The 26536-nt window shown below is 60.9% G+C and carries 26 protein-coding genes; 12 read left to right on the forward strand and 14 right to left on the reverse strand.

Features of this window, described 5'->3' with window-relative positions:
- A partial coding sequence (locus tag P7F28_RS10450; RefSeq protein WP_277184412.1) for a transcriptional regulator occupies positions 1-671 on the forward strand: 671 nt, incomplete at its 5' end.
- A gap of 21 nt (positions 672-692) precedes the next feature.
- Here P7F28_RS10450 and P7F28_RS10455 read toward each other — a convergent pair.
- From P7F28_RS10455 to P7F28_RS10475, 5 genes are all read right to left on the reverse strand, one after another.
- Positions 693-1829 (reverse strand): porin, encoded by a 1137-nt coding sequence (locus P7F28_RS10455; protein ID WP_277184413.1) that lies wholly within the window; start codon positions 1827-1829, stop codon positions 693-695.
- 62 nt (positions 1830-1891) lie between these two features.
- Positions 1892-3427 carry a cytosine permease gene (locus P7F28_RS10460; RefSeq protein ID WP_277184414.1) on the reverse strand — a complete coding sequence of 512 codons (1536 nt, stop codon included), beginning with the start codon at positions 3425-3427 and terminating at the stop codon, positions 1892-1894.
- A 133-nt stretch (positions 3428-3560) separates the two neighbouring features.
- Positions 3561-4493, reverse strand: coding sequence for a LysR family transcriptional regulator (locus tag P7F28_RS10465; RefSeq protein WP_277184415.1), 933 nt, complete (start codon positions 4491-4493; stop codon positions 3561-3563).
- A gap of 10 nt (positions 4494-4503) precedes the next feature.
- Positions 4504-5985 (reverse strand): FAD-binding oxidoreductase, encoded by a 1482-nt coding sequence (locus P7F28_RS10470; protein WP_277184416.1) that lies wholly within the window; start codon positions 5983-5985, stop codon positions 4504-4506.
- A gap of 156 nt (positions 5986-6141) precedes the next feature.
- Positions 6142-6489, reverse strand: a complete 348-nt coding sequence (locus tag P7F28_RS10475; RefSeq protein ID WP_277184417.1) for a cupin domain-containing protein — start codon at positions 6487-6489, stop codon at positions 6142-6144.
- A 203-nt stretch (positions 6490-6692) separates the two neighbouring features.
- Here P7F28_RS10475 and P7F28_RS10480 point away from each other — a divergent pair, with 203 nt between their 5' ends.
- The 3 genes from P7F28_RS10480 to P7F28_RS10490 all read left to right on the forward strand — a co-directional run bounded on the left by P7F28_RS10480 (position 6693) and on the right by P7F28_RS10490 (position 10086).
- A complete protein-coding gene (locus P7F28_RS10480; protein WP_277184418.1) occupies positions 6693-7535 on the forward strand; it encodes a helix-turn-helix transcriptional regulator in 843 nt (280 codons plus the stop codon).
- Positions 7536-7661: 126 nt separating this feature from the next.
- A complete protein-coding gene (gene speB, locus P7F28_RS10485) occupies positions 7662-8612 on the forward strand; it encodes an agmatinase (protein ID WP_277184419.1) in 951 nt (316 codons plus the stop codon).
- A gap of 7 nt (positions 8613-8619) precedes the next feature.
- Positions 8620-10086, forward strand: a complete 1467-nt coding sequence (locus P7F28_RS10490; protein WP_277184420.1) for an aldehyde dehydrogenase family protein — start codon at positions 8620-8622, stop codon at positions 10084-10086.
- 22 nt (positions 10087-10108) lie between these two features.
- On the opposite strand, the gene P7F28_RS10495 is transcribed toward P7F28_RS10490, so the two are convergent.
- A complete protein-coding gene (locus P7F28_RS10495; protein WP_277184421.1) occupies positions 10109-11062 on the reverse strand; it encodes a LysR family transcriptional regulator in 954 nt (317 codons plus the stop codon).
- Positions 11063-11200: 138 nt separating this feature from the next.
- Here P7F28_RS10495 and P7F28_RS10500 point away from each other — a divergent pair, with 138 nt between their 5' ends.
- Together P7F28_RS10500 and P7F28_RS10505 are read left to right on the forward strand one after the other, a co-directional pair.
- The gene (locus tag P7F28_RS10500) at positions 11201-11611 is read left to right on the forward strand and encodes a hypothetical protein (RefSeq protein ID WP_277184422.1); all 411 of its coding nucleotides are present in this window, start codon (positions 11201-11203) and stop codon (positions 11609-11611) included.
- Between the two features lie 8 nt (positions 11612-11619).
- Positions 11620-12972, forward strand: a complete 1353-nt coding sequence (locus P7F28_RS10505; RefSeq protein WP_277184423.1) for an NAD(P)/FAD-dependent oxidoreductase — start codon at positions 11620-11622, stop codon at positions 12970-12972.
- Positions 12973-12986: 14 nt separating this feature from the next.
- Here the strand turns inward: P7F28_RS10505 and P7F28_RS10510 are convergent, their stop codons facing one another.
- Positions 12987-13805: a sulfite exporter TauE/SafE family protein gene (locus P7F28_RS10510; protein ID WP_277184424.1), complete on the reverse strand. Its 819-nt coding sequence runs from the start codon at positions 13803-13805 to the stop codon at positions 12987-12989.
- A gap of 527 nt (positions 13806-14332) precedes the next feature.
- On the opposite strand from P7F28_RS10510, the gene P7F28_RS10515 reads away from it, so the two are divergent.
- The 5 genes from P7F28_RS10515 to P7F28_RS10535 all read left to right on the forward strand — a co-directional run bounded on the left by P7F28_RS10515 (position 14333) and on the right by P7F28_RS10535 (position 16938).
- A complete protein-coding gene (locus P7F28_RS10515; RefSeq protein ID WP_277184425.1) occupies positions 14333-15043 on the forward strand; it encodes a response regulator transcription factor in 711 nt (236 codons plus the stop codon).
- 77 nt (positions 15044-15120) lie between these two features.
- Entirely contained in the window at positions 15121-15456 is a 336-nt protein-coding gene (locus P7F28_RS10520) for an HdeA/HdeB family chaperone (RefSeq protein WP_277184426.1), read from the forward strand.
- An 18-nt stretch (positions 15457-15474) separates the two neighbouring features.
- On the forward strand, positions 15475-15951 hold the full coding sequence (locus tag P7F28_RS10525) for a cupin domain-containing protein (protein WP_277184427.1): 477 nt from the start codon (positions 15475-15477) through the stop codon (positions 15949-15951).
- A gap of 70 nt (positions 15952-16021) precedes the next feature.
- Entirely contained in the window at positions 16022-16462 is a 441-nt protein-coding gene (locus P7F28_RS10530) for an antitoxin Xre/MbcA/ParS toxin-binding domain-containing protein (protein ID WP_277184428.1), read from the forward strand.
- Positions 16459-16938 carry an RES family NAD+ phosphorylase gene (locus P7F28_RS10535; protein ID WP_277184429.1) on the forward strand — a complete coding sequence of 160 codons (480 nt, stop codon included), beginning with the start codon at positions 16459-16461 and terminating at the stop codon, positions 16936-16938. Before P7F28_RS10530 ends, P7F28_RS10535 begins: the two co-directional genes overlap by 4 nt.
- 51 nt (positions 16939-16989) lie before the next feature.
- Here P7F28_RS10535 and P7F28_RS10540 read toward each other — a convergent pair whose 3' ends face one another.
- Entirely contained in the window at positions 16990-18336 is a 1347-nt protein-coding gene (locus tag P7F28_RS10540) for an aromatic acid/H+ symport family MFS transporter (RefSeq protein ID WP_277184430.1), read from the reverse strand.
- Positions 18337-18642: 306 nt separating this feature from the next.
- On the opposite strand from P7F28_RS10540, the gene P7F28_RS10545 reads away from it, so the two are divergent.
- Positions 18643-20550: an AAA family ATPase gene (locus P7F28_RS10545; RefSeq protein WP_277184431.1), complete on the forward strand. Its 1908-nt coding sequence runs from the start codon at positions 18643-18645 to the stop codon at positions 20548-20550.
- On the opposite strand, the gene P7F28_RS10550 is transcribed toward P7F28_RS10545, so the two are convergent.
- The 6 genes from P7F28_RS10550 to P7F28_RS10575 form a co-directional block, all read right to left on the reverse strand.
- A complete protein-coding gene (locus P7F28_RS10550) occupies positions 20536-21858 on the reverse strand; it encodes a DEAD/DEAH box helicase (protein WP_277184432.1) in 1323 nt (440 codons plus the stop codon). The genes P7F28_RS10545 and P7F28_RS10550 overlap by 15 nt on opposite strands.
- 66 nt (positions 21859-21924) lie before the next feature.
- The gene (locus tag P7F28_RS10555) at positions 21925-23121 is read right to left on the reverse strand and encodes a sugar transporter (RefSeq protein WP_277184433.1); all 1197 of its coding nucleotides are present in this window, start codon (positions 23119-23121) and stop codon (positions 21925-21927) included.
- A 104-nt stretch (positions 23122-23225) separates the two neighbouring features.
- Positions 23226-24065, reverse strand: a complete 840-nt coding sequence (locus tag P7F28_RS10560; protein ID WP_277184434.1) for a VOC family protein — start codon at positions 24063-24065, stop codon at positions 23226-23228.
- 59 nt (positions 24066-24124) lie between these two features.
- Positions 24125-24952 carry an amidohydrolase gene (locus tag P7F28_RS10565; RefSeq protein ID WP_277184435.1) on the reverse strand — a complete coding sequence of 276 codons (828 nt, stop codon included), beginning with the start codon at positions 24950-24952 and terminating at the stop codon, positions 24125-24127.
- The gene (locus P7F28_RS10570) at positions 24949-25779 is read right to left on the reverse strand and encodes a sugar phosphate isomerase/epimerase (protein WP_277184436.1); all 831 of its coding nucleotides are present in this window, start codon (positions 25777-25779) and stop codon (positions 24949-24951) included. The genes P7F28_RS10565 and P7F28_RS10570 overlap by 4 nt, the downstream gene beginning before the upstream one ends.
- Positions 25776-26516, reverse strand: a complete 741-nt coding sequence (locus tag P7F28_RS10575; protein WP_277184437.1) for an SDR family NAD(P)-dependent oxidoreductase — start codon at positions 26514-26516, stop codon at positions 25776-25778. Before P7F28_RS10575 ends, P7F28_RS10570 begins: the two co-directional genes overlap by 4 nt.
- Positions 26517-26536 lie beyond the last annotated feature (20 nt).

Genomic DNA, 26536 nt, shown 5'->3' on the forward strand with positions numbered 1-26536 from the left:
AGATTCTTATCGACCTTGCGGAGTCTTTGGATGTTCCGCTGCGCGACCGGAACGGCTTGCTGATCGCGGCAGGATATGCGCCGATCTATCCTGATGGTGATTGGCAGGACGCCGAAATGATGGGCGTGACCAAGGCGCTCAGACGCATGCTCCGTCAAGCCGAGCCTTACCCAGCCGTAGTCATGGACCGCTACTGGAATGTGCTGATGAACAATGACGGACTCACGCGCCTGTTTAATTGCTTTACGGATACATCGACGTGGACCGGACCGCACAATATCCTGCACACGATCTTCGATCCGAAGCGTCTGCGCCCTTACATCGCGAATTGGAACGAGCTTGCGATGAGCCTGATCCATCGGGTGTATCGCGAGTCGGTCGGACGTCATATCGATGAGAAGACCGAAGCGCTGCTGGAAAGTCTGCTTGCTTATCCGGACGTGCCGGACGACTGGAAAACGCCGAAAGGTCTGACCGTTATCATGGATACGCCCGTCGTACCGCTTGCTCTGACGCGGAACGATACGACGCTGCGATTCTTTTCGATGGTGACGACGGTCGGCACACCGCAGACCGTCGCCGCGCAGGAGTTGCGCATGGAGTGGATGCTTCCGGTCGATGACGAAACCGAACGCCTTCACAAGCAGATGCTCGAAAAGACAATGGATTGATAAACGTAGTCATCCGAAATATCAAAATGAATGCGTCATCCCGACACGTGCCACCACCTGATGCGCATTCGACGATACCCCCGCCGCGCCCGGAATAAACGCCGTATCGAGCGAGGTGCCGGTATTACCCGCGCTCAGTTTCTGATAGACCGCTTGCGTGTACACGCTGGTTCGTTTGGATAACGAATACTGCGCCATCAGCCCGGCCTGATTCCAGTGCATCGCGCGCTCGGTGCCGGCTTGCTTGAGGTGCGCCATCGTGTAGGTGTACATGGCGGCGACGGAAACATCGGGCTGAATGTCGTATTTCAGGTTGAATTCCACGTTGTCGAAGCGCAGGCCCGCGTTGTTCAGGCCGAGCTCGCCCGTATAAACCGACGAAACCGGTTGCTCCACGTTCACATGCGTATAGACGAGACCGAGTGTGGCATCGCCCGCGCCGTAGCTTGCGCCGATTCCGTAGATCTTCTGATTCGACGCCACGCAATTCGTATCGTCAGATGCCACTGCGCCCGCCGATGTCGTTCCCGGCTTCGACACGTTCTCGACCACCGCGCCGATCGTGAATGTCGAATAGCTGTATTTAAGGCCCGCGCCGAGCATGCGATTGCTCGCGAACGCGCCCGCCTGATTGCTGAATCCGTACAAGGCCGTGGCCGTCACGCCGCCGTATTCGGCGCTCGTAAATTTGACCGCGTTGTTCGCGTGGAACGTGGAATCAGTGTTGTCGTTATCGAGCGGATGTGAAAACAAATAGCCGCCCCAGTAACCGTTGGCCGTCATCAGACCGATGACATCGCTAACCGTGTCAAGTTGCCGACCGAATGTTAGTGATCCGAATGTATCGGATTGCAGTCCGGCGTACGATTGATAACCGAACAGACGGCCGCCGTAATACGCTTGGCCGTTCTCCGGCGTGAAGCCGCTTTCCAGATCGAAGATCGCGTGCAGTCCGTCGCCGAGATCTTCGCTGCCTTTCACGCCCCAACGGCTCGTTACCATATCGACGCCTGACATTTGCCATGCGCTGTGGCCGCCCGCGTTGCTGGTGTAGTTGATGCCTTCGTCCAGCACTCCGAATAAAGTAACGCTGCTTTGTGCATGGGCGACGGCGGTCGCAAACAACAACGCGCCCGCCAATACAATCTTCGAATTCATGCTGCCTGTCTCCTGTCGCGGCGATGGCTTGACCGTTAGTCGTGTTTTAGAAAGAGAAGCGCTTATTCGACGCGTTCGAGATCGCGCACGCGCGGCGTGATCATCGGTGCGGCCACATGCGTGCGGTCGTGACGCGCGCCGACCAGACGGCGGCCTTGCGGACCATGCACGGCATCGGGTTCGGGGAAGCACCACAGCATCGCCAGATAGAACATGCCGCCCACGGCGAACGAGACCGGCACGCTCAGGTCGCAGCCGCCCGCGAGCGCGCCCAGCGGCGCGACGTACTGTCCCGGCAGATTGACAAACATCAGACCGATGATCGCGGCCGGCAGCCATGCGCCCATCGCGCGCCAGTTCCAGCCGTGCGTGAACCAGTAGTGGCCGCCGCGCTCGCCGCGATTGAACACCTGAAGATCGTCGGAGAGATAAAAGCCGCCGCGCTGCACGAAGCCGATCACCATGATCGCCATCCACGGGCAACTAAAGGTGCAGATGAGCGTCGAGAAAGTCGCCACGCTTTCAACGAGATTGAACGCGAAGCGGCCGAGAAAAATGAAGCCGATGGCCAGCGTGCCAATCAGCAAGGTTGCGCGCACGCGGTTGAGGTATCGCGGAAACATGCTCGACATGTCGAGGCCCGTGCCGTAGAGCGCGGTCGTGCCCGTTGACATGCCGCCGATGATCGCGATCAGGCACATCGGCAACAGAAACCAGTGCGGCGATACCGCGAGCAGACCGCCAACGTAATCGTTCGAGCTGATAAAGCTGGGCGCCTGCGTAGCGATGATCGTCGCCGTCGCCAGACCGAAGAAAAACGGCACGAACGTGGCGATTTGCGCGGCGAACACCGCGCCCATCACACGGTAACGCGGCGTCGATTGCGGAATGTAGCGCGCCCAGTCGCCGAGCGTGGAAGCGAACGACACCGGATTGCTGAGCGCGACCAGCATCGCGCCAATAAACGCGGCCCAGAAGCCCGCGCTGCCGTGTTGAAGCGTGCCGGCGTAGTGCATGTCGAAGGCCTTCGCGAACGCGAATGCGCCGAGCAGGAACATGAGGCTCGCGGCCCACACCGCGATCTTGTTGACCCACAGCATAAATCGAAAGCCGTACACGCACACGACCAGCACGAGCACCGCGAACACCATATACGCCGAGCCGAGCGTCCACGGATTCACCGGCACGCCGACCATGTCATGCACGCCGCCGACGAGCGCATCGCCCGAACTCCAAACGGCGAGCGAGAAGAACGCCACCGACGTCAGCACCGCAAGAAACGATCCGACGATCCGCCCGTGAATGCCGAAGTGCGCGCCCGACGATACGGGATCGCTGGTGCCGTTGCGTGGCCCGAACAGGCTCATCGGCGCGAGCATGCAGGTGCCCGCGAGCACGCCCGTGACGATGGCCCAAAGACTCGCTTCGAACGACAGCCCGACCAGAATCGGAAAACTGCCGAGCACGGACGTCGAGAAGGTATTGCAGCCGCCGAACAGCAGGCGAAAGAGATCGATGGGCCGCGCGTATCGCGAGGCGTCTGGAATGCGCTCGAAACCGAATGTTTCGACCTGCGTAATACTCGTGTTGTCAGCCATAGTGTCTCGCTCCATTTGGATATCGTGCTCTTCTTTATGCGCTGCCCTTCTTATCGGCGGTCACTCTAAAACACGTGCGCGCGCGCCATATTGCGTATTCGAAACATTGGTTGCGGCAAATGTTCTGTATAACTTATGACGTGAGTTCGCATTGCGGTTCGCTCGCGCGCGTGCCGTAGACCGCGAAAAGGTCTTCGCAGAAGGCCTTGACGATAGGTTTATCGGCCATATCACGCTTCATCGCGAGATGCAGCGGCACGTCGAAACCGAACGCGGTGCGGCCTAATACGCGAATCAATCCGCGCTGCTCGAACGGCTCGGCATGATGCGCAGGCAAATAGCCGATATGACTGCCCGACAGAATCAGCACCGTCGCCGCGTCGATGCTGTCCGCAATCGCCGTCACGCGTCGCTCGTCGATACGCACGAGTTCTTCGGGCACGGGATAGCTGCGCCAGATCCAGTCGTGCGCGCGCAGATCGTCGATGGTCACGTGCGGGTCTTCGTGAAAGAGCGGATGTCCGCGTCCGCAGCAAATCACTTGCCGCTCGCTGAAAAGCCTGCTGTACGACAAACCAGCCACGCGATGCCAGAAGTACCCGATCGCCAGATCGAGTTGATGATTCACGAGGCTTTCCTCGAGCTCTTGCGGCGGCGCGACGTGCATGGCGAAGCGCACGGCCTGATCGCGCTTGCGAAACGTGCCGATGGCTTCGGCCAGCCGCGCGTTTTCAACATGCGACGCCTGCCCGATCAATCCGATCGATAGCGTGCCAACCAACTTGCGGTCGATATCACGAACCTGCGCGACGAATTGCGATGTCGCCGCTAGCAGCGCGCGCGCCGACACCACGAATCGCTCGCCCTTCGATGTGAGCCGGAAGCCGCCGCGTCCACGCTCGCACAACCTGAAGCCCATTCGCGCCTCGAGCGCGGTCAATTGCGAACTGATGGTCGATTGACGCACGCCGAGCGTGGCTTCGGCGGCGGTGATGCCGCGCGCATCGACCACGGCGAGAAAGATGCGCACGAGGCGCAGATCGAGATCGGAAGTATTGGAGAACATGCGGGCGCGCTCACATGGGAAAGCCCAGCGCCTTGATGCCTTTGATCCACGCGCGTTTCCAGCCGCCTTCGGCGTCCGCGCCGTCGAACGCGTGAAAGGTCACTTTCGCGGCCAGCCAGCGCACCGGTTCGGGCGGAATGTACGTGGGACGCTGATTGGCGATATCGAGCGCGCGTTCGGGGCTGTCGCGATCGAACAGAATATTCAGACCCATAAACGCACCAAATCGGCTCGCGGCCACGCCAAAGCCCGTGTAGCCCGCGACGAACACGGCCTTGTCGCCAAGATAGCGGCGCGCGAATACCGAACCGCGCGAGCAATAGTCGATCGGCCCGCCCCACGCGTGCGAAAAGCGCACATCGCTGAGTTGCGGGAACGTGTTGTAGAAAGCCTGCGCGAGCCGGTGATAAGTCTCGCGTTTCTGGTCCTGCGCCGGGTTCGGATCGCCATCGAAGTGATAGCTCACAAGCCCGCCGAAGATGATGTTGTTGTTCTTCGTGAGGCGGAAATAATTGAGTTGCGTGCGCGTATCGTAGATGCCCTGACGCTGCTTCCAGCCGATGCGCGCAAGCTGTTCTTCGGTAAGCGGCTCGGTGGCGAGCACATGATCGCGCACTTGCAACACTCGCCGGTTGATATCGGCGATACCGACTTTCGCGGTGCCGCTGCCGAACAGCACGCGCGGCGCGCGCACGCTACCCGAAGGTGTCCTGACGAATACGCTCTCGCCTTCATCGGACACGCTGGTCAGCGGACTATGTTCATAGAGCCGCACGCCGAGTTGCAGCGCCGCGCGCTTCAGGCCCCACGCAAGCTTGGCCGGATGCACGATGCCGCTGCGATTACGCGACCAGAGCGCGCCTGCAAAAAGCGGCGAATCGAGTTGCGCGCGCGTGGCGGCGGCATCGAGCAAAACGACGTCGTGACCGTACGATTTGTGCAGATCGTGATCGGCACGCAGATGATCGATATGCTCCGGGTCCACGGCCACCGTCATCTCGCCGTTCCACTCGATATCCGCGTCGATGCCATAGCGCTTGAGCGTCGCCTCGAAGCCATCGAGATTGCGCTGGCCGAATTCCTCGAGCTCCGCAATATCGTTCGGAAACACGCGCACCGCGTTCGGCAAACCGTGCATCACCGATGTCGAAATGATGCCGCCCGCGCGCCCGGATGCGCCATGCGCGACGCGTCCTGCTTCGATCAGCACGACGTCGAGTTCGGGCATCTGTTCCTTGGCTTGCACGGCCGCCCACAGCCCCGTGAAGCCGCCGCCGACGATCAGCAGATCGGCGCGCGTATCGCCTGTGAGCGGCGCTTCTGCGGGCGGCTCGGCGGGATTGTCGAGCCAGTACGGCGAGAGCTTGGTGCGCGAGAGCGCTTCTTCGACGCCCAGTTCGACGGGCGCGCGGTTCTTGTCGCGCGCAGGCGTTCGTGTGGCCGCATCGGGCGCGGCGAAATCCGCTTCGAGAAATTGGGCGCTTTCATTCATGACGTGCTTCCTTTTCTTGCGCTCGGCGCTTGCGGGACGAACGAAGCCCTCGCGCAAGCGCTGCGCGCAACCTTCCTCATGATTGGAGTTCACTGCTGACTGGAGCGCGCCGCGTGCGAACCGCGGCGCGCAATGCTTAGCGTTACTTACCTTTCTTTAGCTTTGCGGTTCGAGCACGATATAAAACTTCTTCGCGTCCTCGATGGTTTCCCAACGGCCCGCGAAACCGGCTGGCAAAAGATAGCCTTCGCCGGCGGCGAATTCCTTACGCGTGCCGTTCACATCGGTCAATGCGATTTTGCCTTCGACGAGCCACACGGCTTCATCCGCGGTGGTCGCGGGGAAATCCACCGCGCCGACCTTGCCTTCCCACCAACCGACCACGTAGTTGCCGCTCTGCCCAACGGCTGCGCGCCAGTCGCTTTCGTCCATGCCGTATTCCAGCTTCGTAAATTGTCCGATGCCTTCGCCCAGCGGCGCGATGTCCTGAATCAGCTTGCTCATGTGTTTCCCTTGATCTGTTGTTATCGATTGAACCGGTCCGGCAAAGTTACCGATTCAAAATGCCCCGGTATGCCCCCCCGCAGGGGGGACAAGCCGCGTTTCAAGACTCTCCGGGTAAATACCGAGGTAGCAGCAAACGCCCGCCGTACAAGGGATAGGGCGCATCGACTAAAATGACATGGCCTTTTCTCCTGGGGCGCGCCATGCTCTACGATCCCCAATTCCACACCGACACGGATTCATTTCCGCTCTCGTTCAAGACGCTCGGCCGAGTGATCGAAGCGGTCGGCACGCCGGATTTCGTGCCGCGTCTTACGCTGCTGCTGAACGAAATCGTGCCGCTGAATGTCGTGCATATCGAGCGCTCGCGCGTTGATCGCAGCAAGCCGACGGGCTTTCGCTGCGAGTGGATCGGCAGCAGCGGCGTCGGCATGGATACGAGCGTGATTTCCGACGTCATGACGCTCTACTACGACCGCTTCTACGACAGCGATCCGCTTTTTGCCGGCATTCGCGGCAAGCTCGGCACCATGCTCGTGGTGCGCGATATCGGCGCAATTCCGCCTGGCGAATTCCGTCAGCGTCTCTTCGATGAAGCGTTGATCGCACATGAATGCGTGCTCGCGCGCGGCACAGCGCACGCGCAGGATTCGATCGCGCTGGAACGCGCGCTCGACGCGCCGCCGTTCACGCTCGCCGAGATGAATCGATTTCGTCAGGTCAGCGAATTTTTGTTTCCGCTGCTGGAACTGCATGCTTCGACGAGCGCGGCGAAACGCGTCGCGCATCCGACGTCGTTTCTGCATCCGCTTGCGCAGTTCGACGCGCGCATCGCCGCCGATCATATTCGCCTGTCCAAACGCGAGTACGAAATCTGCGCGCATCTCATCACGGGCCGCACGGTGCCCGAGGCTGCGGAAATCATCGGCGTGCGGGTGGGCACGGCGGAGTCGTATGTGAAGCGCGCGTTCGCCAAGCTCGGCGTGCGCACCAAGCGCGATCTGATCGCGTGGGGACAGACGTGTCACGGCTTGTTGACGTTGTAAATGACGTTGTGAAGGCCCATTCACATTGAATCGGTTCGATGTAAACATCTCCACTTCGTAATTCGCGCGGTGCCCCGTTCGCCTAACATCGCCCCGTCCATCACAATCAAGACGGGAGACAAGCCCATGCAGCGCGAACTCAACCAGCCGCTCGGTGGAAACGATATGCCGCGTTTCGGTGGCATTGCCACCATGATGCGTCTGCCGCACGCCACGAGCACCGACGGACTCGATGCGTGTTTTGTCGGTGTGCCGCTCGATATCGGCACGTCGAATCGTTCGGGCGCGCGATTCGGACCGCGTCAGATTCGTACGGAATCCGTATTACTTCGTCCGTACAACATGGCGACGCGCGCCGCGCCCTTCGATCCGCTGCAAGTGGCCGATATCGGCGACGTCGCCACCAATCCCTATGATCTGAAGGACTCGATGCGGCTGATCGAAGCCGCGTACGACGAGATCATCGCGAACGGCTGCCGTCCGATCACGCTGGGCGGAGACCATACGATCGCATGGCCCATCTTGCGCGCGCTGCACAAGAAGTATGGCCAGGTTGCCGTAGTACATATCGACGCCCACGCCGACGTCAACGACACCATGTTCGGCGAGAAAATCGCGCACGGCACGCCGTTTCGCCGCGCGGTGGAAGACGGCCTGCTTCAATGCGACAAGGTCACGCAAATCGGTCTGCGCGGCACGGGTTATCACGCCGACGACTTCGACTGGTGCCGCGCGCAAGGCTTCACCGTCGTGCAGGCCGAAGCATGCTGGAACAAATCGCTTGCGCCGCTCATGGCGGAAGTGCGCGAACGCGTGGGCAAGACGCCCGTGTATCTGAGCTTCGATATCGACGGACTCGATCCGGCCTTTGCGCCCGGCACCGGCACGCCCGAAGTGGGCGGCCTGACCGTGCAGCAAGGGCTCGAAATCGTACGCGGCATGAAAGGGCTGAATGTAGTGGGCGCGGATCTCGTCGAAGTGTCGCCGCCCTACGATCAGGCCGGCACCACGGCGCTCGTGGGCGCGAATCTCGCGTTCGAAATGCTCTGCGTAATGCCGGGCGTCAACTACCGCTGATACTTTGATGACCACTCGATTCGAATCCTTTACGCTGCCCGCGGCGATCATCGCGGGCGCTTCGTGCACTGCTTCGGATTCCGAAACTGGCAATCCGATCCACAATGCATCGACGGGCGAAATAATCGGCTGGCAGGAACATGCCGATGCCGCGCAAATCGATGCCGCCGTGCGTGCCGCGCACGCCGCGCTCGATGCCTGGCGCGAGCGTGCGCCCGCATCGCGGGGCGCGGTGCTGCGCAAGATCGCCGGGCGGCTGGAAACCGAGCGCGCCACGCTCAGCGACATGCAACAGCGCGTGAGCGGCAAGCCGCCAATCGAAGCCGATATCGACGTGAGCGATGCCATCGCCACGTTCAATTACTACGCAGACCTATGCGATGACGCATCACTCTTCGCCGCCGATTCCATCGCCCTGCCCGATGACAGCGTGACGGGCGAGCGCCATCACGAAGCGGTCGGAGTGGCGGCGCTGATCGTGCCGTGGAACTTCCCGATGGTCACCACCGCGTGGAAGATTGCGCCCGCGCTCGCGGCAGGCTGCACGGTCGTGCTCAAACCGTCCGAGCTGAGTTCGCCGGTGGAGCATCGGTTGGTGCGGATCATGACGGAATCCGGCGTGCCCGATGGCGTCGTCAATCTCGTCAATGGCGATGGCAAGGTCGGCGCGCTGCTTGCGGCGCATCCGCTTATCGACAAGATATCGTTCACGGGCAGTACCGCCGTGGGCCGCACAGTCATGCAAACGGCCGCACAGGACATGAAGCGCGTGACGCTCGAACTCGGCGGCAAATCGGCGCTGATCGTGCGCGCCGATGCCGATATCGATCACGCGGTCGCGCTTGCGGTGGGCGGCGCGTTCACCAACGCGGGGCAAATGTGCTCGGCCACGTCGCGGATCATCGTGCACGACGAGGTGTATCGGAAGTTCGTGGCCGCGTTGGAGGTCGCGGTGCGCGCGCTCGTGGTCGCGCCGCCGAACATCGAAAGCGTTTCGATGGGACCGCTTATCTCGCATGCGCAGCGCGCGCGCGTGGAGGCGTTGATCGAACGAGGCGTAAAGGAAGGCGCGAATATCGCTTTCAGCGGCGCGCTGGATAGTGCCTGTGGCGAAGGCTTTTTCATGGCGCCGGTCGTCGTTGCGGAGCCGGATACGTCGAACGTGCTGTGGGCCGAGGAAGTGTTCGGCCCGGTCGCGTGTATCAAATCATTCCGTTCCGACGATGAAGCCATCGCGCTCGCCAACGACACGCGTTATGGCCTCGTCGCCACCGTCGTCACACGCGACGATACCGTCGCGCGCCGATATCGCCTTGCCCTGCGTGCGGGGCTGGTGTGGATCAACACGCCGCAACTGATCTTTCCGCAAGTGTGCTGGGGCGGATTGGGACTGAGCGGCATCGGGCGTGAGCTTGGCGTGGCGGGATTGCGCAGCTATCAGGAAGTGCGCCACGTGGTTGCATGGCGTGAATAGGTATACGTAATAAATGCGCGTGTCATGCCTTGCGTGCCACGCGCCGCGCCTTGGTTTTCTCCGGCGGCGCGCTTGCCTCCGCCGCCTCGCCCGACTGAATCAGAAACTCGCGAAACGCTTGGGCAACCTGCGGCAAGCGTCGCTCGGACATATGCACCACATGCCATGCCCGCTCGATTGGCGTGGACGGCACCGGAAGCGTCGCGAGCAGCCCGGCCTGCATCTCCAGCGCGCACGCATGCAGCGACAAAAACGCCACGCCGAGTCCCGCCTCGACGAGTTGCTTGATGGCCTCGTTGCTCGACAATTCCGACGCGGCGTGCAGCTTCAATCCCGCTTCCTTGAACAAGCCTTCGATCGCCACGCGCGTGCCCGATCCGCGTTCCCGCACCAGCAGATTCGCCGATTCGAGGTCGGCAAGACGCAGACGCTTCGCCTGCATAAGCGCGTGTGTGGGCGCAGCGACAAAGGCCATCGGATGCTTGGCGAATGCGGCTGCGATCGTGCGCAATTCGCGCGGCTGACGGCCCATGATGGCCAGATCGATCTCGTTGGTCGCGAGCATGCGCACGATGTCATCGCGATTACCGATGCGAAATTGCAGCTTCACGCCCGGCCGTTCCTGCGTAAAGCGCACGAGCAGCGGTGGCACGAGATATTCCGCCGTCGTGATCGCACCGATGCGCAGCGTTCCGCCGAGTTCTCCGCGCAACGCCGCGACTTCCTCACCGGCCTCGGTCCATAAACTCAGTATCTCGTTCGCATAGCGCGCCATGACTTCGCCCGCGGCGGTGAGCTGCACTTCGCGGCCCACGCGTCGCAACAGCGGCGTGCCTGCCGCTTCACCGAGCAACGATATCTGCAACGAAACCGCAGGCTGCGTGAGATGAAGCTCATCGGCAGCGCCCGAAATGCTGCCTACGCGCGCTACGGTTTGCAGGGTTCGCAACTGTCTGAAGCTGGTTGTTTTAAACATTAGTAAAAACTTATGAGTCGGTTATAAATACTCAATAGCGCAAATATTTTCAGGACCTTATAGTTTTTCTCACGCAGTCGTCAATAGCGTTTTTTCATCCGACGACCCATGAATTCAACGACTCCGGGAGACAGCACTATGGCAATCGAAGCAATCGTGGCGAACATGGACCCCGTATGGAACGCACGCAGCGCGAACACCAATGCCGCATTGAAACGCTTTCTGCAAAACGTGCGCGACGACGGTTACCCGCTTTTGCTCGTCAGCGATCTCAACGCCGCGCGCCTGAACGACGCCATCACCGAACAACTCGGTGACGAAGGTATTTCGTTCTTCTCTTCGATTCTCGCTTCGGCCGAAACCGAGTCGCGTTATGCGGTGGCGCTTCATACGCTCGCTACGCCCGCGCATCGCGTGGTGGCGGTAGGCGCGGAGGAAGGCGGCTTTGAAGAAGCGCGCAGTTCGGGTATCACGCAGTGCGTGGCGCTGAAAGATGCCTTGCAGCAAGAAGCCGCGCTGTTCGGTTCAACATGTTCATCAGATCAATAGATGGAGCCATGATGCTGAATTCATACGCACAACAGAATATCGATTCGTCGCCTCGTATCGTTATCGTGGGTGGCGGCGCGGCGGGACTGGAACTCGCGACACGGCTCGGCAATGGCGCAGGCAAGGCGCGCCGCGCGCAAATCGTGCTGCTCGACCGTTATCCGACGCATTTCTGGAAGCCGCTGCTGCATGAAGTGGCGTCCGGTCAGATCGATGCATCGAGTCATCAGATCGACTTCGCGGCGCACGCCAAGTGGAACCACTTTCGCTTCGAGCAAGGCGCGCTCGCGGGCATCGATCGCGATCGGCGCGAGATCGTTATCGATGAAACGAAGGATGTCGATGGCCGCGTGCTGCTGCCGCGCAGAACGCTCGCCTTCGATACGCTCGTACTCGCGCTCGGCAGCGTCACCAATTTCTTTTCCATTTCCGGCGCGGCGGATCATGCACTGACGCTCGAAACCGTCGATCAGGCGGAAACCTTCCGGCGGCGTCTGGTGTCGAGCCTGCTGCGTGCAAGTCACGCGCGGCAGGCCACGCCCGGCGCGGCGAGCACGCCGGTGTCGGTGACCATCATCGGTGCGGGCGCGACTGGTGTGGAACTGGCCTCAGCCTTGCGCGGATCGGCGCAACGCGTGCGTGACGATCACATGGCATCGCTCGATCCGGCCACGGATATTCGCATTCGTTTGCTGGAAGGCGCGCCGCGCGTGTTGCCCGCGCTGCCCGAGCGCATCTCGGCGCGCGCGCAGGACGTGCTCGCGGGACTCGGCGTGGACGTCCGGCTGGGCTGCCGCGTGCAATCGGTCGGTGCGGAAACGGTCGCCACCGCCGATGGCGAAACGCTCGCCAGCGATATCACCATCTGGGCCGCTGGCGTGGAAGGACCGCCCGTGTTGCGTCAGCTTGCCGGGTTGCCGCTCAATCGGCTCGGACAAGTGATCGTGGATGGCACGCTGCAAGTGGAAAACGATTCGGATATCTATGCAATGGGCGACTGCGCCGCGTGCACCGCATCGAAAGGTGAAGCGCTCGTGCCGCCGCGCGCGCAGGCCGCGCATCAGCAGGCCGTGTACCTCGCGGACGCGCTCATGCGCCGTCTCGACAATCGCGACGTGCCGCACTTTTCGTATCGCGATCAGGGCACGCTCATTTCGTTCGGCGATGCGGGCGCGGCGGGTGCATTGATGAGCGAGTTGCTGCGCGGGCCGCTATTTATCGAAGGATGGTTTGCCGCTTCGTGTTATCGGCATCTATATCGCAGGCATATCATCGGGCTGACGGGAATCAGGCGCGCGGCGATGTATGGGGCGATTCAGTGGTTGCGTCAGCGTGTAAGGCCCACGGTGAAGCTCAACTAAAAAGGAATATCAATTCAATCCAACGCGTTGTCGGCGTAAGCGTTGATCGCCGGGATGATCCGCGAATCGAGCCAATGGATCGGAACGGCAAGATGAATCAACTCAGCGACGATCACGATTACCAGCAATGCAACGATCCAGCGGCGCGCCTTGTCGGAGACGGCAAGTCGCGCGCCCAACAATCCTCCGATCAGACTGCCGACCGCCATGATGCCGCCAATCGACCAGTCGATGCTTTGATGCTGGACGAACACGGCCATCGCGGCGGCGGTCGTCAGCAAGGTGGCGAAATTCTTGATGGCGTTGGCTTCGACAAGCGTCAGCCCCGCTGCGAGCACGAGTACGAGCAGCATGTACGTGCCTGAATCGAGCACGATAAAACCTGTCCAGATACCTACGAGAAAGAGCAGCGACATCGTCTTGATGCCGAGCGTGACATCTCCATCTCCCGTTGCGCTCAGCAGATTCTTCAGCTTGGTGAATATCAGAGCAAGCGCCAGAACCACCGCGCCGACAATGAATTTGCGTAAGTCATGGCTTGGAATGATTTCGCTCGCCATCGCGCCGAGCGCTGCGCCTGCCGTGAGCGGCGCGGCTGCAAGCAACGCGCGCCGCCAGGGAATCGCCCCGTTTCGCGCGAGTCCGACCGTTGCGGCAATCGCACCGACCAGCACAGGAATGCGATTGGTGGCGTTCGCAGCCGCAGCGTGAAGACCGACGGACATCAAAATAGGCAAAGAGACCGCCGAACCAGATGACGCAACGGTATTCAGAAAGCCGCACAGCAGTCCGGCAACGATCACGACAATAACGATTTCAGGCGTGAAGCTCATGATGGCTCCTTCAGTAAGGAAACCTGATCATGGCTACGGCAAATGAGCCTGAAATTACGATGCGCGACTCATGGAAAACCACTAGACGCCGCCATTATTTTTTTGAAAGGCTGCGCCACAAGCGAATTTCGGCCGTGCGACACGAACAAGCCGAAAAACGACAAGGCTTCCTGAACGTTCGATTCTTTTTCCGCCCGGTTCTTATTGGTAAATCACCTCGCCAGCGCGATTCATTGCAATTCTCGAAACTATGCCGAAATCGTCATTTCTCAAGGGCCAAATTGACAAGACGGCCCCAAACCGCCGTTCCTAATATAGCGCCACTCGACGAACTGGTATCTAACTGGATATACATATAAGAGCCCATCAGAACCTCGGGTGGCGCGATTCGTATGATCTTCTTCGACACGCGCACAAGCGGCTCACGCTCGGCTGATCTTCATGATCCTTGCGTCGGGCGCTCAGGCTGAGAGCATGGAATTTATTTCGGCCTACGTATTTTCCATTCAGACAAACGAAGGGGCATCATGCGAGTGTTACTGATTGAAGACGATCTGGACGTTGGGCAGGCGCTGTTTCGGGCTTTGAGAAACCATGACTATCGGGTGGACTGGGTACGCGATGCAAAAGCCGCCCGTCTCGCCATCGATACGAGTTACTACGCGGTCGTACTGCTGGAACTGGGCATTCTGTGCGGCGGCGGTCTGGAGATATTGAAAGCATCGCGCGAGTCTGGAAATAAGGTGCCGATGCTGACCTTCACCACCTGCCACGATCCGGCCACGCGCGTGCGCAGCCTCGACATCGGCGCGGATGATTGCGTGCTCAAGCCGTTCGACGTGCGCGAGGTGCTGGCTCGCATTCGCGCCGTGCTGCGCCGGCAGGCGGGTTATGCGACTTCCTGCATCGGCAATGATGCGCTTTGTCTGGATCTGGACCGTCGAACCTTATCGTGCGACGGCGTGACTTCGCCGCTATCCGCGCGCGAATTTGCGTTGATGCACGCGCTGCTTGAACGTCCCGACGCCATTCTCTCCCGCGCACAATTGGAAGAGCGTCTCTACGGATGGGGGAACGAAGTCGAAAGCAACGCGCTCGACGTGCTGATTCATTCCATGCGCAAGCGCTTCGGACGCAACTTCATTCGCAACGTGCGCGGCATCGGCTGGACGCTCCGGCGCGCCGAGTCGATGACGCATCGCGTGTCGTCAGAAGCGCGCGCCGCACTCGCTCATTGATGGTAATTCCCGGCTAACTTTGCATCGATACGATGCGTAGGCAGTCTCGAATATCACTTTCCATCAAGGAGTACCAAATGAAACTCGTGAAAATTGTAGCCGCCTCCATGTGTGTTCTCGTCGTCGGTGTATCCGGTCTGGCACGCGCAGCCGAACAGAAAATCGCGCCCGCCAAAATGACGTGTGCCGACTTCGTTCAGGTCGATGATGCGTATAAGCCCGCGCTCGTCTATTGGGTTGCAGGCGTGGACAAACTCGGCGTGACAGGCACCGAAACCACCGTGATCGATACCATGCAGCCCGTCGCTGCGACCGTTGCTCAGGAATGCCAAAAAGATCCGCAGACCAAGTTCATGAGCAAGGTCCGTTCGATGATCAAGTCGAAGCAGATCGCACTGTTCGATCACCATTGATCGCAAGGAACCGACATCATGAAACGGCAATTCATCGACGACGACACGATCACGGACAGCGCCATCCGCATTCCTGCGATCGGCCTCGAACTCGGGGTCTTGATCGAGCCATCGGCGACGCAGGGGCGCGCCACGCTGATCGAAACACACGACGCACCGGGCTTCGGCCCGCCGATGCATCGGCATGAGAACGAAACCGAAGTGTTCCATGTGCTGCAAGGACGCTATCTGTTCGAGGTGGATGGCAAACGCCAGATCGTGAAGGCAGGCGAAACGCTGACCGCGCACGTCGGCACCACGCATCGCTTCGTCAATATCGATGATGAGCCCTCGCGCATGCTGGTCCTGATTTCGCCCGGTTTCGACGCAACCGGTTTCTTCAGCGAGTTGCGCGACGTGATGGCGGACGGCATTCCCGATCACGCGACGCTCGCGCGCTTCGGTGCGCAGTGGCATATCGAGTTTCTCGGGCCGCCGCTGACGGCGCAACCGTGATTCGAAGCATCGTCTCCTGCCAATTTGGTGTAAAATAGATGCCAAATGGCAGATTTGGCAGGAGATACCCATGACCGTCATCGACAAAATTTCTGCTGATTCGCTTCTGGGCGGACGCTCGACCTTACCGCGCGCCCCGCGTTCCGGCCTTGACTGGGTGGATGTGGTCCGTCACGGCATATCCTCGCACGCGCTGGATTCGATCCTGAAATCGATCGAAATCACGCAGGCGGAACTGGCGCAGGCGCTCGATATCCCCGAGCGCACGCTGGCCCGGCGCAAGCGCGAAGGCGTGTTCAGCCGCGAGGAATCGGCCAAGCTGCTGCGGCTCGCGCGCGTCGCCGCGCGTGCAGCCGAGGTGTTCGAGGACCTCGACCTGGCCATCGGTTGGCTCAAGGCACCGGCGGCGGCGCTGGGCGACGTCACCCCGCTGAGCCTGATCGATACGGACATCGGTGCTGATAGCGTGATGGATACGCTCGGACGCATCGAACATGGCGTGTTCGCATGACGGTGTCGGTGTGGCGCGTGACGACGGAACGCTTCGCCGACAGCGCGTTCTCAGGCGAAGGCGCACGGCTCTATGGCGGGCGATGGAATCCGAAGGGTCTTGCGGTCGTCTATACGGCGCAAACGCAGTCGCTCGCTTTGCTTGAAATGCTGGTGCAAGACTCGCCGCTGCGGGCGCGCTATATCATGATTCCGGCTCGAATTCCGGAGTCGCTTATCGAACGGATTGATGCCGCGAGCTTGCCGCGCGACTGGCGCGAGCTCGATGCGCGCGCTGAATTGCAGCAAATGGGCGCTGCGTGGGTACACCAACGAGTGAGCGCTGTGCTCGCGGTTCCCAGTTCGGTCGTGCCTGCCGAAACGAACTATCTGCTCAATCCAAACCATCCGCATTTCGCGCAGATCGAGATCGGCACACGCGACGAATGGCAGACCGATCCACGGTTGCTGCGCCGCGCGGCTACGAAAAGCGCGTGACGCCCGTCATAGCCCAAACTTCCGAGAATAGATGCGCGTTACACGTCGAACTCACAGTTTCTCGGCTTCCGGCCCGAGCACCGGCACATCGCGCGCCGCTTTCATCTCACGCGCACCGTGCGCCTTCGGCACCACCAAGGTCAACACCGTCCCGACGATGCCGATCATCGCCAGCACATAGAAGATCGAATTGAGCGCGAGGCCGGAACTGATCAGCGCGCCGCCCAGCACCGGACCGATCACGCCGCCGAGCCGCCCGAATCCGGCGCACCATGCAACGCCCGCGCCCCGCACATTGGTTCGATAGTAATTCGCGACGAAGCCATAGATCAAAGTCTGCGTGCCGCTGGTGCCCAATCCGACGATCGCGACCAGCGCCAGGAGCATGCCGACCGGCACGTTGAACGTAAGCAGTGCAATCGATATCGATCCGATCAGAAAACACGCCGCAACCACCGGCTTGGGACCGAAGCGATCCGCCATGCGCGAACCCGCCAGCGCACCGATCACCGCGCCGCCGTTCAGCACCAGCAGAAACGACAGCGAGCCTTTGGCGTCGAACCCAGCGCGCAGCATCAATTCGGGTAGCCAGGTGTTCAGCGAGTAGACCAGCACCAGTCCCGTCGCGCTCATCAGGCCGAGCATGATCGTGGGAAAGAGATAGGAACCGAATAGTCCAGCGAAGCCTGCTTTGTCGGATGCTATGGGCGTGACAGTGACGCGCTCAGGCAGAGCCACACCGGTCCGCTCCGACACGGCGCGCGCTTCATCGAGGCGACCTCGGCTGACGAGCCACGCCGCCGATTCCGGCATCTTGAAGTATGCGATCGGCAACAGCGTCACGAGCGGCAACGCGCCGATCCAGAACATGCCGCGCCAGCCGATATGGTGCAGCAACAGGATGGCCAGCATGGCCGCCAGCAAGCTGCCCAGAGGCACGCCGGAATACGTGATGGCATTGCAGAGATTCTTGCGGCCCTTCGGCGCATATTCCGATACGAGCGCGCCCGTCGTCGCCACCAATGCGCCGACGCCGAGTCCGGTGATAAAGCGCATCAGCCCGAACATCGCCGTGGTGGTGGAGATGGCGGTGACCGCCATGCCGACCGAAAACCACGCGTACGAAAACAGCATCACTTTGCGCCGGCCGAGCAAATCGCCGACGCTGCCCGCCAGCAAAGCACCGACCAACACGCCGACCAACGCATAGCTGCCGAGCGCACCGGCGGTCGCGGGCGTCACGCGCCCGATCTGCGAGGCATCGCGTAGAAAGCCCGAGACGACCGTGCCGTACACGACCAGATCGTAGCCATCGAAAATCAGGCCCACGGTGGCGAGCGCCACCACCCAACTCACCGTGCGACGGCGCAGCGCGTGTTGCGAGAGATCGGTTGTCATCGTGATTGCGGGAAGGTCAGCGTCATTATGTTTGGCATCCTTATCATGTTGGCTATAAGGCTCGCCCGGAGATATCGGCATCGGGATCACGAACGGAGATTTCGAGTGCCGTGGATGTGAATATACTCCGTACGCCAACCATATCCAAGAATTTATCGCGATTCTGCGGTTTACCCTGAGAACGCACTTCTCCTACGAAAGCGGTCACCCGCACGGACGCCATTTTTCAGCGCGCGCAACATTCATCACCTAAGTTCCCGCACGAGAGGAACGCGCCAATACGAATCGAATACGAGGACCAACCTCATGAAATCGGGGAAGAATCGACGGTGGACACGGCGCGGCCGGCGTCTGCTGCTGATCGCTTTTGCTGCGCTCGCCGCCGTCATGATCGCCATGGTTACGGCGGGTAAGGCTGACAAGCCGTCGTCGCAGACGGGCATCGTCTATCAGATGCGTCAGGACCCCTCGCGATGGGCGCGCACGGAGAAGGACGCCTCGCGCATGCTCGCGGATATCCACGACAAGCGCGTGGCCGCGATCGGCGTGACGCTCGATGCCATTCTCGTGTCCACCAAAGACGGCGCGCGCTATTTCGTCACCGATCGCTTCGCCGTGTTCTCGCAATCGCTGCTGCTCAACGCAGGCAAGGGACAGAGCAGCGCGCCGGATTACCAGATTGCGTGGCTGCCGAATGTGTCCATTGGCACACAAACGGGCCTGAGTTCGCTGCTCACCGTATTGCGCGATTCGGCCGGCATGCTGCCCTCGCTGCTGATGCTGGTCCTGATGCTCTGGTACATGCGCCGCGAGATGAAAGGCGACGCCACGCTGCTCGGCGAGCCGCCCGATATGAGCTTCGACGATGTCATCGGCGCGGGCGAAGCGAAGGCCGCGCTCGAAGACATCAAGGCCTATCTGCGCGATCCGAAATCGTTCACGAAAATGGGCATTCGGCCGCCGTGCGGCGTGCTGATGACGGGCGGTCCGGGCGTCGGTAAAACACGGCTGGCGCAGGCGCTGGCGGGGGAATGCGGCGCGCATTTCATCGCTATTACCGGGAGTTATTTCAGCGCGAAGTATTACGGCGCGGGCATTCAGAAGGTCAAGCATTTATTCAGGACTGCGCGCAAACATAGCCCCGTGGTGATTTTTATCGATGAAGCCGATGGCCTCGCCGCGCGCACCAACGGCGCGTCCGGTTCCGCCGATGCCGAGAGCAACCGCATCATCAATCAACTGCTCGCGGAGATGGATGGCTTCGAGCAAAACGAAGGCGTGATCCTGGTTGCCGCGACCAATTTTCCGGAGAATCTCGATGAAGCGCTGCGCCGTCCGGGCCGTTTCGATCGCATCGTGCAGGTACGGTTGCCGGATGTTTCGGATCGCTTAAAGATTTTCGAGTATTACCTGAGCAAGCTGCCCTCGCGCGCAGCGAATATCGATTGCGACAGGCTCGCGCGCCTTACGGTCGGCATGTCGCCTGCGGCGCTGTCGATGATCGTCAATCAAGCCGGGCTGATCGCGCGCAAGCAAGGCGCGAGCATGATCGATGCAGACCACTTGAGCGAAGCGGTGAAAGTCGTGCGCATCGGTGATGTGACCGGCGCGCAGAAGTCGCTCGATGCAGAAGAAGTGCGTCGTGTCGGCGTGCACGAAGCGGGGCACGGGATCGTCGCGGCGCTGCTCGGCGCGGGCGTGCTGGAGGAACTGACGGTGCTGCCGCGCGGTGGCGCGCTGGGCATGGCGCTCATCACGAAGCCGCAGGACAAGCATCTTTATCGCCGCAGCGAACTGGAAAAGGAACTGATGGTGCTGCTCGGCGGACGCAATGCGGAGATGCTGGTGTTCGGCGAAGCATCGAGCGGCGCGGCGCAGGATTTGCAGGAGGCATCGCGCATCAGTCTGGAGATGGTGTCGCGGCTCGGCTTCGGCAGCGAAGGCAATCTGTTCAGCCTCGCCGCGTTGCCGCGCGACAATGCCGGACGGCAAATCGATCGCGCCGTCGAGCAGGCCAATGCCTTACTCAACGATATCAACGCGCGATGTTTCGAATTGCTCGAACGGAATCAGTCGATTCTGCATGAGGTCACGCTCGAATTGACGCGCACCGAGACCGTGCCCGGTGCGTTTGTCTACGATCTCATTCGCAAGCGCCAAGGCGTCGAGCCACTTCTGCTCGATCCGACGATCAATCAATCAGCGGCTGCGTGATTTGCCAGCGGGCTTACTGCGCGGCTTTTTCACGCTGAATGGATTGCTGCCGGGCATGATCGTGTTTTCGGGCTTGGATTTCTGCTCGCCCTGCACTTTCGGCTGTTTCGGCTTCTTGGGTTTCTTGGGTTTCCTAATCAACTCGCCAGCCGCACTAGTCTCCGGCACGCGATGATCGGCTTCGAATCCCGGCACTTCTTCACGCGGCAGCGTCTTCCCGATCAATGCTTCGATCGCGGCGAGTTGTGGCGCTTCATCGGCACAAACGAGCGACACGGCCACGCCACTGTTTCCCGCGCGCCCCGTCCGTCCGATCCGATGCACATAGTCCTGCGCCACGATCGGCAGATCGACGTTGATGACCAGCGGCAAGTCGTCGATATCGAGTCCGCGCGCGGCCACGTCGGTGGCGACCAGCATGTGCACGTCGCCTGATTTGAAGCGCTCCAGCGCACGCATGCGCGCGGGCTGCGGTTTATCGCCGTGGATGGTATCGACGGCATAGCCTGCTTCATCGAGCATGGACGCGAGGTAATCCACGCCATTGCGCGTTTTGACGAATACCAGCGCGTGCGTCCACTGGTTCTCGGCCACGAGATGCAAAAACAACTCGGGCTTGTTGCGCTTATCGACGGTGACGACCCATTGTTTGATCTTGCTGGCCGGAGCGTTCGGCGCGCTGACGCTGATATCGAGCGGATTGCGCAGAATCTTCGCAGCAATCGCGCGGATATCGTCGGTGAAGGTGGCGGAGAACAGCAAGGTCTGACGCTTCGACGGCAAGGCCGCGAAGATGGCGTCGAGTTCTCGCGCGAAGCCCAGATCGAGCATGCGATCGGCTTCGTCCAGCACGAGCGCTTGCACCTGATCGAACTGCACGGCGTTTTGACGGTTCAGATCGAGCAAACGGCCCGGCGTGGCGACGAGCACGTCCACGCCCTTGCGCAGCTTCATCATCTGCGGGTTGATGCTGACGCCGCCGTACGCGGAAAGATATCGCAAGTCGAGACCCTTGCCGTACGCGACAAAGCTTTGCAGCACCTGTTCGGCCAGTTCGCGCGTCGGCACCAGCACGAGCACGCGCACGCGATTACTCGATACGGCCGGTCCGTGTTGCACCAGCCGCTGCAACAGCGGCAGCGCGAAACCCGCCGTTTTGCCCGTGCCGGTCTGTGCCGCCGCCATCACGTCGCGACCGCCGAGCACGGCGGGAATCGCCTTGACCTGAACGGGCGTAGGTGTCTGGTAATGAAGCTCCTGCACATTTCGCAGCAGCGGATCGATCAGGCCAAGCGAGGCGAAAGACATGCGCGTATTTCCGGCTAAAACCGTGATTTTAGCGATTGGCGCGGGCGACGGCGAACCGCGCGACCGCTATTCCGGCCCTCGATTGAGCGCGTATCGGCGCGATGCCGCGAACGCCAGCCCGCACAGCAGCGTGCCGGCAGCCGCGACCATCGCGCCGAACGCGCCGATCCAGTCCAGTCCGATATCGTGCGCGACGAGTTTTCCGAGCAGCGCGCCCCCGCCGATGCCGATGTTATACAGCCCGGAAAACATCGAAATAGCCAGATCCTGCGCATCCGATGCGAGCCTGAGCACCTGCGCCTGCATCGCCAGTCCAAAGCAGATGATCGCAATGCCCCACACCAGCAACAGCGCCGACAACACGCCGAAATATTGCGCGCACGGCCAGAGCAGCGTCAGACAACACGCGATGGCAAACACCGTGGCAAGCAAAAATCGCCGCGGTCCTTTCGCGTAAGGGCGGCTGAAGCAGAACGCGGCAGGCACGCCCGCCGCGCCGAACAGGACCAGCAGGAACGTGACCTCGCCGCTGCTCGCGTGCGTGATAAGCCGCGCGAACGGCTCGAGATACGTGTAGGCCGCGAAGTGCGCGCAGACCGTGAGCACCGTCACGATAAAAAGCACCACCAGCATGCGGCGCTTCAAGAGAATCGGCACGCTTTCGAGCGAACCCGAACCCTGGCTGTCGAGCTTTGGCAGCGTCACCCACAGCGCGGCCATGCCGAGCACGCCCGCGCACGCGATCACCTGGAACGTCGCGCGCCAGCCGAGCGCATCGCCGATGGCGCGGCCGATGGGCACGCCCGCGACCATCGCCACCGATGTGCCGATCGATACCATCGCCAAGGCGCGGCGTTCGCCGTCGGGCGGGACCAATCGCACGACGAGCGGTATCGATATCGACCAGAACACGGCATGCGCAAACGCGACGCCGATTCTTCCCAGCACGAGTATTTCGAAGTTCGGCGCAATGCCGACCACCACGTGGCTGAGAATGAACACGATAAACACGCGCATCAGCAAGGCGCGCCGCTCGACTTCGCGCACGAACAAGGTCAGCGGCAAGGACGCGATCGACACGGTCCACGCATAGATGGTCATGACCACGCCGACATCGGTCGGCCGCATGTGAAGACTTTCTCCGATGTCGGTCAGCAAGCCGACCGGCACGAATTCCGTGGTATTGAAGATGAACGCGGCGAAGGTGAGCGCCATGACGCCCCACCAGGGGCGCTTGAAAAATAGGAATTGAGGCGTCTGCATGCAGGTGATCGAAACGCGGGCTTGTAGGATCGAAGCGCACCATACTAAACCGTTATTCGTGCAGCAGAGGAAAGCGCGAGCCGCGCTTGACGCTGGATGTTGGATTAAAACGCGCCGCGACGCGACGCTTCGTTCGCCACAAAGTTCCGCGTGCTGTGCTCGGGATTTCGATTCACCAGCGGCCTCGCATACAACGGATGCCGGAGACTGCGAATTTCGTGCTCCAGTTCGAAGCACGGCTCACCGTTCGCGGGATCGATAATTTGCCGGAAACGGTACTGATGCGCTTCCTCGCCATAAGTCAGTCCGCGTTCGGCAAGCCGCGCATAGGGCCGCGAAAAATCGGCGACGTAAATCTGGATGTGATGCCCGTCGTAATGCGGATTCGCGGCGGGCGTTTCCGCATACACAAGCTGCTGATGAGAGCCGATATCGATCACCGCGCGCGTGTCGTTCGTTTGAACGGTTGCATCGAACATATCGCGGTAGAACGCGGCGATTGCATGTGCGCGTCCTGGCGGTACATCCAATTGCACATACGCGATACCCAGATCGATGCCCGCGCGCGGATCGAGACAATCGTATCGATTACCCCACGGACACGTCACCTGTACGCGATCTTCGGCTTCGGTCCATGCGAACGCGGTATCAGAAAGCACGGGCTGAATATCGCGCAGACGCTTCAAAAGCGCATCACGTTCACCGAGTATCAGCCCGACATGTCCACGCAAACGCTGCGCCTCGCCATGCGGCAAATGAAGCTGCGAACGCCCGACGTTGATCCACATATTGGTTACGCCGGTATTCAGATACGGATCGCGCGTCAGGCCCAATCCGCTCACAAAAAACGCAGTCGCAACACGCTGATCGGGCATCGTGAGATTCACGTGTTCGAGCAACACCAGATTGCCGATATCCTCGCGCGCATAATCGAATCGATTCATTCTTTGCTCCTTCAAGCGTGACGACACACCTTATACCGAACCGACCGCGAACGCATTATTTAGTAAAAATGGAAAAGGCGTCGCGGCGTGTGCCATTGAATCTGCCGACGTAATTCGGTATCCGGAACAATTTTCTTGAATAAGCTCAGAAGCGGGCCGTAATCCAGACGCTCGTGCGCGCGCAGAAACGGCCAATCGGAACCCCATACGCAATGCTCCGGGCCGAACGCCTTCAGCAAAGCCTGCGCGTAAGGCATCGAGTCATCGTACGGATAAGGCAGGCGCGAATACTTTTGCCAGCCGGAAAGCTTGACCGTGGTTCTGCCGTTATCCGCGAGACGCAGCAGCGCCTGAAATCCCGCTTGTCCGATGCCCTCGTCACTCACCGGCCGCCCGCAATGATCGATCAACAAGGTTGCTGGTTGCTGTGCGAGCCAGGGCGCGAGCGTCACCATCTGATCGCCTGCCACTTGTACCTGCGCGATCATGCCGAGATCCGCTAACGCAGCGAACAACGCGCCCGCATCCGATACCGCTTCGATGCCCTCCATCGCCGGATTGAAGGCTACGCCGACGACGCCTTCGCGCTGCATCGCACGAAGCGTGTCCTTGCTGATTGCGTTATCCACCACCGCGATACCGCGAAAACGGCCTTCGTAGCGTGCAAGCGTATCCATCAAACAGCGATTGTCGGTGCGATAAGCGCTCGTCGGTCCGACCAGCAGCGCGTGACGAACGCCGTATGCGTTCATCACTTCGACAAACTGCGCGGGCGTGCCGATTTCTTGTTGCGCCGGACGATAGGGCGTGTCGTCGCGATAGGGAAATCGCGCGGGATCGAACACGTGGCAGTGGCAATCGATCTTGTCTTCGTCGAATACGCTCATTGCGCCTCCATTGCGCAGGCTTCGATTACGCCGCGCGTCGCGGCGTAGGCAAGCTCCATGCGTGTCTGAAGCGCGAGTGTGGGCATCGGCATTTCGACGCTGAGCATGGTTTGCGGCGGCAGCGCATGCAGGAGCGCATCGAGCGGCAACGCGCCATCGCCGGGAGCGAGTCGGTTTTCGCGTGCTTCGCGAATCGCTTCCTCGTTCGATTGCGGATGCCGGGGCGATGCATCGCATAACTGTGCCGAGCCGATCAAGGCTTGCGGCAACGCGGCTATGTCTTCGGGAATGCCGCCCGAGCGCGACAGATGCAGCGCATCGACCAGCACCGCGAGATTGCGATGCGCCGCGCGCGCTACCACCATGCGTGCATGTTCGAGCGAAGCCACATGCCGCCAGCGCATGAATTCCAGATCGATACGTAATCCGAACGGTTCTGCAAGCGTGGCGAGTGCGGCGAGCGTATCGGCGAGGCGCGTGGTGTCGGGGTCGTCGCCGGATACGTTCACGCAGCGCGCCCCGAGCGATGCCGCTGCATCGAACAAGGCTTCGAACGATGCCACGTCCAGCCCCGGCACCACGGGAATGAACTCCACGTCATGCACGCCGATGCCCTCGCCTGCCAGCGTATGCCGCAATTCCAGATGCGCTTCGCTCGCCACATCGCACGGATAGGCGATGCCGCCGTCAGTTGCGGGATGCAGACGCAAGCCCACGGCATCGAAACCCGCAGCAGCGGCGACGCGCACCCATCGCACGGGTTCGACATCGAGCGCGGTGAGATGCGCAACCGCGAGCGGCCGCGCCAAAGCGTTCGCGGAGTTCAATATGTCGCCCTCCCGCCGGTCAGATCGAACGTGAAGCCGGTTGTGAAGCTACACGCAGGACTCACGATCCAACTCGCCATCTTCCCCACTTCCTCGATTTGCAGAAAACGGCCCATCGGAATCTTGGCCTTGCTTGCCTCGATATGCTCAGCGGACATTTCGCCGAACAACTCCGTTTCGACCATTGCAGGCGCGATGCAATTCATCAGCACGTTATCGCGCGCCAGTTCCTTCGCCGCCGACTTGGTGAACGCGATCACGCCCGCCTTCGCCGCCGAATATGCGGAGATGTACTGCACGCCCTCTTTTCCCGCAATCGATGCAACATTGAGAATGCGTCCGCCGCCACGCGCCCGCATATGCGGAACGGCAGCACGGCAGCAATAGAACACGCTGTTCAGATCGACATTTAAAACGCGCTGCCACGTCTCGACCGGATATTCCCAACTCGGCGCGACCGGCCCGTTGATGCCCGCGTTATTGACGAGAATATCGACATGTCCGAGCGCATCGACCGTTGCGGCGAAGGCGCGTTCAACTGCTTCGTATGACGAAACATCGACGGCCTGCACGTGATCCGCTTCGAAGCCGATACGCTTCGGGCTGCAATCGGCGACATCGAGATCCCAGATGGCGACGTGCGCGCCCGCCGCCTTCAACTGCTGCGCAATACCCAGACCGATACCGCGCGCCGCGCCCGTGACGATCGCAATCTTTCCGTCGAGTGAGTGAGTCATAACAATACGTTCCTCTAACT

Origin of the sequence: Caballeronia sp. BR00000012568055, assembly GCF_029439455.1 — a bacterium.
Taxonomy (GTDB): Bacteria; Pseudomonadota; Gammaproteobacteria; order Burkholderiales; family Burkholderiaceae; genus Caballeronia.